Annotated in this window: 6 protein-coding genes, 1 tRNA gene and 1 rRNA gene; all 8 read left to right on the top strand. The window is 52.2% G+C overall.

All coding sequences use genetic code 11. The features are described 5' to 3' along the window. Positions 1-298 (top strand): 23S ribosomal RNA (locus G614_RS0120175); the annotation flags it as partial. Positions 299-392: 94 nt separating this feature from the next. Then, positions 393-464: transfer RNA gene (locus G614_RS0120170), tRNA-Gly, on the top strand. 103 nt (positions 465-567) lie between these two features. Then, positions 568-1,758: a gephyrin-like molybdotransferase Glp gene (gene glp, locus G614_RS0120165; RefSeq protein ID WP_027643398.1), complete on the top strand. Its 1,191-nt coding sequence runs from the start codon at positions 568-570 to the stop codon at positions 1,756-1,758. A gap of 235 nt (positions 1,759-1,993) precedes the next feature. Continuing rightward, the gene (locus G614_RS0120160) at positions 1,994-3,175 is read left to right on the top strand and encodes an aminotransferase class I/II-fold pyridoxal phosphate-dependent enzyme (RefSeq protein WP_044918393.1); all 1,182 of its coding nucleotides are present in this window, start codon (positions 1,994-1,996) and stop codon (positions 3,173-3,175) included. Beyond that, a complete protein-coding gene (locus G614_RS0120155; RefSeq protein WP_027643396.1) occupies positions 3,176-3,658 on the top strand; it encodes a VanZ family protein in 483 nt (160 codons plus the stop codon). After that, on the top strand, positions 3,655-4,401 hold the full coding sequence (truA, locus tag G614_RS0120150; protein ID WP_027643395.1) for a tRNA pseudouridine(38-40) synthase TruA: 747 nt from the start codon (positions 3,655-3,657) through the stop codon (positions 4,399-4,401). The genes G614_RS0120155 and truA overlap by 4 nt, the downstream gene beginning before the upstream one ends. After that, on the top strand, positions 4,398-5,582 hold the full coding sequence (locus tag G614_RS0120145) for a cation diffusion facilitator family transporter (RefSeq protein WP_027643394.1): 1,185 nt from the start codon (positions 4,398-4,400) through the stop codon (positions 5,580-5,582). Before truA ends, G614_RS0120145 begins: the two co-directional genes overlap by 4 nt. Positions 5,583-5,589: 7 nt before the next feature. After that, positions 5,590-6,156 carry an RNA polymerase sigma factor gene (locus tag G614_RS0120140; protein WP_027643393.1) on the top strand — a complete coding sequence of 189 codons (567 nt, stop codon included), beginning with the start codon at positions 5,590-5,592 and terminating at the stop codon, positions 6,154-6,156. The last annotated feature ends 133 nt before the right edge of the window (positions 6,157-6,289 follow it).

Here is a 6,289-nt window from a genome sequence, read left to right as displayed (position 1 = left end):
AGTTCGGTCCCTATCCGGCGCGGGCGCAGGATATCTGAGAGGAGCTGTCCTTAGTACGAGAGGACCGGGATGGACAGACCGCTGGTGTACCTGTTGGCCTACCAAGGCCATGGCAGGGTAGCCAAGTCTGGACGGGATAAACGCTGAAGGCATCTAAGCGTGAAGCCCCCCTCAAGATGAGATATCCCATCGCGAAAGCGAGTAAGACCCCTTGAAGACGACGAGGTAGATAGGTTAGAGGTGGAAGTGCAGTAATGTACGGAGCTGACTAATACTAATCGGTCGAGGGCTTATCCAAAAGGTTAAGGGAAAAGAAGGTTTGTGGAACAATTGGAATTCAATATGCGGTTTTGAGGGTACGTATCATGATTATAAATGTATATGTACTAAATGCGCGAGTGGCTCAGGGGTGGAGCACCACCTTGCCAAGGTGGGGGCCGCGGGTTCGAATCCCGTCTCGCGCTTTTTTTGTTTTATTGGCTGGGCCTTGATTCATCAGGGTTTCCCGGCTTTTTTGCTTATAATTTGCCATGGGAGAGGAAGCAGATGAGAAAGAGGAATCCAATCATGTTGGAGGAGGCCCAGGAACGCCTCAGGAAGATTAAGATTACGGAGGAGACCGAGACTGTATGGGTAACAGAAGCATTGGGAAGAGTGTGCGCCGAAAATATATATGCAGTTATGGACCAGCCCCCCTTTCCGCGGTCCCCATTGGATGGCTATGCAGTCAGAAGCCAGGACACGGCAGGGGCATCAGAGGAGAATCCGGTAAGACTGAATGTAATCGAGCATATCTGCGCCGGCATGTATCCTAAATTAAAGATAGGGCCGGGGGAGGCAGCCAGAATTATGACAGGCGCCCCTATACCGGAGGGAGCGGACGGCGTTATCATGCAGGAGCGGACTGACGAGGGAAGCGAATCTGTTGAGATATACCAATCCGTCATATCTTATGGAAATTACTGTAAAAAGGGTGAGGATACATGCAGGGGAGCCCTGCTTATGGAAAAGGGAACGGAGATACGTTCTTCCCACATAGGAATTCTCTCAAGCCAGGGAATTGAGTCCATACAGGTATATTCCGTACCTGTGGCAGGCATCATGGCCACGGGAGATGAGCTGGTGCCTGTGGGAACTCCCCTGGAGCCGGGAAAGGTTTATGACAGCAATGGACCTCTTCTTACAGCCAGGATAAAGGAGCTGGGAATGAAGCCCCTGCTTTTCGGCCGCGGAGGAGATGATACCGCGCAGCTGGCACAGGAAATCAGAAAACGATTGACTGAATGCGATGCCCTGATTACCACCGGCGGTGTATCGGTGGGGGTACGGGACTGTATGCCCTATGTGGCAGAAGTCCTTGGAGCGGACGTGCTGTTTCACGGAATCAATGTAAAACCGGGGTCCCCCATGCTGGCAATGATAGTGGAGGACAAGCCTGTATTCTGCCTGTCAGGAAATCCCTTTGCGGCGGCAGCCACCTTTGAGGTTCTGGTTAGGCCGGTCCTGGAACGGATGCGTGGAAGAGCGCAGTGGAAACCGGAGATTTTAATTGGAATACTGAAAAGCCCATTTCCCAAGGCTTCTCCTTCCAGGCGCCTGGTGAGAGGGAAGATAGAGGACGGAAAGGTATGGCTGCCTGAGGGACGCCATTCTTCGGGTATGCTGTCCAGCATGGCCGGTTGTAACTGTCTGGTAGATATCCCGGCAGGAAGCGGCGGGTTAAAGGCAGGGGAGCAGGTGAAAGCCATGCTTATGTAGATTGGTATGGAATCTTTGATTACGGCGGAAATCCTCTGGTGGGGACTTCCGCCGTTTTGTGATAAATCAATCATTCATTCATGGTACCGGACCCTTGTCATATCTGGAAAATTATACTATAATAGGCGAAATGAGTAAGGAACAGGGTTTTTAGGAATCCGGCAGCCGGCAGTTGGGAGCAGTATATGGACTGTCAGGAATATACAGTTACAGATATACAGAGAGGATGAGTAATATGGAATTTGCAAAAAGGATGGACCGGTTTGGAGAGGGAATCTTTTCAAAGCTGGCTGAAATTAAGAAGGAAAAGGCTGCAAGGGGAGAGGAGATCATCGATCTCAGCATAGGAGCTCCTAACATACCGCCCGCGCCCCATATCATGGAGGCATTGTGCAGGGCCGCGGCAGAGCCGTCTAACTACGTGTATGCCATCAGTGACAGAAGGGAGCTGCTGGAGGCGGTCAGCGGATGGTATAAAACCCGTTATGGAGTGGAACTGGACCCTGAAACAGAGATATGTTCCCTGCTGGGCTCCCAGGAAGGACTGGCCCATATCGCGCTGTCCATTGTGGACGAGGGGGATGTGGTGCTTGTGCCAGACCCCTGTTATCCTGTATTTGGTGACGGCCCGCAGATAGCCGGTGCCAGACTTCACTACATGCCCCAGAGAAAGGAAAATGGAAATATCATCCGTCTGGACGAGATACCTGAGGACGTGGCCAGGAAGGCCAAGCTTATGGTGGTTTCCTATCCCAATAACCCAACCACTGCCATGGCGCCGGATTCATTTTATGAGGAACTCATAGCCTTTGCCAGGAAATATGACATCATCGTGCTCCACGACAATGCCTACAGCGACCTGGTTTTCGACGGGAAGGAATGCGGGAGCTTCCTGCGATTTCCGGGGGCAAAGGAAATAGGCGTGGAATTTAATTCCCTGTCTAAGACATACGGACTGGCCGGAGCCAGAATCGGATTCTGCCTGGGCAATTCCCAGGTGGTGTCACGTCTGAAGCTGCTTAAATCCAACATGGATTACGGTATGTTCCTTCCTGTGCAGGCTGCCGCCATTGCGGCGGTTACAGGGGACCAGTCCTGTGTGCAGGCTACAAGACAGGCATATGAGACGCGCAGGAATATTATGTGCGACGGGTTTACATCCATTGGGTGGAAGATGGAGCGGCCGGAGGCCACCATGTTTGTGTGGGCCGCCATTCCGGAGCATTATACCAGCTCAGAGGCGTTTGTCATGGAACTGGTAGAGCGGGCCGGGGTAATGGTCACGCCCGGCAGTGCTTTTGGTCCCTCCGGTGAGGGATATGTGCGCCTGGCTCTGGTTCAGGATGAGGAAATGCTCAATAAGGCCATAAGGGCTGTCAGGGAAAGCGGCGTCCTTTCAGCAGAAGGGAAACGGTAAATGCCAGAGAACAGAAACAGGCTCGCATTGAACCGGTGGCATGTGGTGATACTGGTCTATATATGCTTCATATACGGCAATTCACTGACGCCGGCCTCCATCTCTTCCCAGGAAAGCGGCTTCCTTTTGGCGAATGTCCAAGGAGCCATGGAATCCCTGGGCTGGGAGCATCTGTGGCTGACGGAGCACATCATCAGGAAAACAGCCCATTTTGCGGAGTATGCGGTGCTGGGAGGATTGACGGCCAAGGCGTACGGATTATATGGAAGACATAGGATATTTAACAGGGATGCACTGATGCTGATTTTTATGGTTCCCTTTGTGGATGAGACCATCCAGCTCTTTGTAGCAGGGCGGTCCGGTCAGATAAGCGATGTGTGGCTGGATATGAGCGGGGCAGCCGTGGGGATGGCGATTACCGCAGGGGTGCTGTGCTGCCTGCGGAAGAAGAAGGGACCTGTAAGGCAGGGAGGCAGAGAATGAATATAGGAGTGTGGCTGTCCTATGACGGCACCAGATACGACGGCTGGCAGAAGCAGGGAAATACGGACAGGACTATCCAGGGCAAGCTGGAGGCGGTTCTGGAAAAGCTGGAAGGCAGTCCGGTGGAGGTCCACGGTTCAGGCCGGACAGATGCAGGTGTCCACGCAGAAGGCCAGGTGGCTAACTTCCATCTGGTTAAGAGGATGGAGCCGGATGCGATTCTGGATTATATGAACCGGTACCTGCCGGAGGACATTGCCGTTACAAGGGCATGTGTGATGCCGGAGCGGTTTCACAGCCGCTTGAATGCGGCGAGGAAGACATACCGCTACCAGATAGAGACAGCTTTGAAAAAGAATGTGTTTGAGCGCCATTATTACTATGGCTTAGGTCAGGAACTGGATGTGGGGAAGATGGAACAGGCAGCGGCAATCCTCACGGGAACCCATGATTATAAAAGCTTCTGCGGCAATAAGAAAATGAAGAAATCAACAATCCGCACCATTGAATCCATCTGCTTTCAACGGATGGGCAGCAGAATCCATATATCCTTTACGGGCAATGGGTTTTTGCAGCAGATGGTACGGATTTTATCAGGCACCCTTATGGAGGTGGGATTGGGCAAGCGAAAGCCGGAGGAAATGGCCGACATCCTGGAGGCCAGGGACCGCTCTGTCGCTGGTTTTACCGCCCCGCCCGAAGGTTTATTCCTGGAAAATGTGGAGTATGGTGATTTGATATGACTGAATTTTTAGTGAGAAGGTTTGTAAAAAATCATGACAATGTGGAGGATGTACAGGTAAGGACGGCTTACGGGACGCTGACCAGTATGGTGGGAATCGGCTGCAACCTGCTCCTTTTTGTATCCAAGCTTTGTATCGGAATCCTGGTGCACAGTATATCTGTTATGGCAGATGCATTCAATAATCTGTCGGATGCAGCCTCATCCATTATCGGATTCGTGGGAGTCAAGATGGCGGAAAAGCCAGCGGATGACGATCATCCCTTTGGTCACGGCAGGATAGAATATATTGCGGCCTTCATCGTGGCCTTCCTGGTCATACAGGTGGGATTTTCCCTGTTCAAGACCTCCTTTGGCAAGGTACTGCATCCTGAGGATATGAGCTTTCGGTGGATATCCATACTGATACTTTTTATGTCTGTGGGCATTAAGCTGTGGCTTTCCTGTTTTAATAAAAAGCTGGGAAAGCGTATCAATTCCAAAGTGATGCTGGCCACCTCGGCAGACGCCCTGGGCGATGTGGCCACTACCTCCACCACCATATGCTCCATCGTAATCTACGGGGCGCTGGGACTGAATGTGGACGGTATCGTGGGACTCATCGTGTCTGTGGTGGTCATGATTGCAGGCGTGAACATAGCCAAGGATACCCTGGCGCCTCTGATTGGGGAGGCCATTGACCCTGAGATTTATGACAAAATAACAAGCTTTGTGGAGAGCTTTGACGGAATTGTGGGCAGTCATGATTTGATTGTACATAATTACGGTCCTTCACGAAGCATGGCATCCATTCATGCAGAGGTACCCAATGACTGCGACGTGGAGCGCACACATGAAATCATTGACCGCATTGAGCGGGAGGCTATGAGGCGGCTGGGAATTCTGCTGGTCATCCACATGGACCCGGTGGAGACCCACGACGAGAGGGTAGTGGAGTTTAAGGAGTTAGTGACGTCTGTCCTGGACGGCATAGACAGCAGGCTTACGTTTCACGACTTCAGGATGGTGGACGGCGTGGAGCGCATCAACCTGATTTTTGATTTGGTGGTTCCCAGGGAATATAAGCCATCGGTTCTGGGTAAACTGAAAGCAAGGATCACTGAGGACGTGGCGAAAAAAGACAGGCGCTGCTGCTGCGTCATAACCATGGAAAACAGCTTTATCTCGGAAAGCCGGGAGTAAGCTTGATATGGGCGCCGGGCTGGTCCTGGAAGGGGGACGCTGGATGTCACAGGAGGAGATGATAGAGGCCATGGGAGATGGGGATATGGAGGCGTTCCACCTCTTTTACCAGGACACGGCCAGGCCTGTGTACAGCTTTATCCTGTCTCTGACCAGGAATCCGGAGGAGGCCGAGGATGTGATGCAGGATACCTACCTTACCGTATGGACTAAGGCAGGTTCCTATGTTCCCCAGGGCAAGCCTCTGGCATGGGTGTTCACCATAGCCAGGAACCTTTGCTACATGCGGTTCAGGGAGCAGAAGATGAAGGCGGATGTGGCACTGGAGGACCTGGCTGAGAGGGAGGAGGGGGAGTACTGCGCTCCCCTGGAACAGGCTGCGGACCGCAAGGTGCTGCTTGACGCCCTGGGCCGAATCAGCCGCGAGGAGCGCCAGATTGTGCTTCTCCACGCAGCCGCAGGCATGAAGCACCGGGAAGTGGCGGAGGCGCTTCAGATGCCGTTAGCCACGGTACTGTCAAAGTATAACCGATCCATGAAAAAGCTTCAGGAGCTGCTCAGATGTTCCCGGTGAGAAAAAGGGGCAGGGATTGGAAAAGCGTATAAAACGCCCTGAATCGTGGCTTCAGTAAAAAACAGAAGATTGAACCGGAAAATAGGATAAAAATTGGATAAAAAAATAAAAAAATGAAAAAAGCACTTGACGA

The sequence above is a fragment of the [Clostridium] clostridioforme AGR2157 genome, from assembly GCF_000424325.1.
In the GTDB taxonomy this organism is placed as follows: domain Bacteria; phylum Bacillota; class Clostridia; order Lachnospirales; family Lachnospiraceae; genus Enterocloster; species Enterocloster clostridioformis_A.
The sequence above is the reverse complement of the archived record's forward strand: the minus strand, read 5'-3'. Positions and strand labels throughout refer to the sequence as shown.